Genomic DNA, 399 nt, shown 5'->3' on the forward strand with positions numbered 1-399 from the left:
CGGTCATCCTCTTCGCCCACGGCGCCCGGGACCCGGAGTGGCGCGCGCCCTTGGAGGCGGTGCGACTGAGGGTGGCGCAGCGCCTTCCCGGAGTGCGGGTCGAGCTCGCCTTTCTCGAGCTCATGGAGCCTAGCCTGGAGGCAGCAGTAGCGCGCCTCGCTGAGGAAGGGATCGCCCGCATCACGCTGGCGCCCCTGTTCCTCGCCCCGGGCGGCCATCTCAAGCGGGACCTGCCGGTGCTGGTGGAGGCCCTCTCCCGGCGCCATCCCCAGGTCTGCCTGCGGGTGACGCCCGCCCTCGGCGAAGCGGAGGAGCTTCAAACGGCGATTGCCGAATGGGTGTGCGCGCAATATCGAAGGCCATGACCCGTCCGGGGGCGAGCCTTGCTGCGGTCTGGCT

1 protein-coding gene is annotated in these 399 nt (G+C 71.2%); it reads left to right on the forward strand.

Annotated elements, in window-relative coordinates; all coding sequences use genetic code 11:
• Window positions 1-365: sirohydrochlorin chelatase (locus tag ACTFO6_RS17865; RefSeq protein ID WP_439935759.1), on the forward strand; the 365-nt coding region annotated here is incomplete at its 5' end.
• Window positions 366-399: the final 34 nt, after the last annotated feature.

The sequence above is a fragment of the Pelomicrobium sp. G1 genome (genome assembly GCF_051905455.1).
GTDB lineage: Bacteria > Pseudomonadota > Gammaproteobacteria > Burkholderiales > UBA6910 > Pelomicrobium.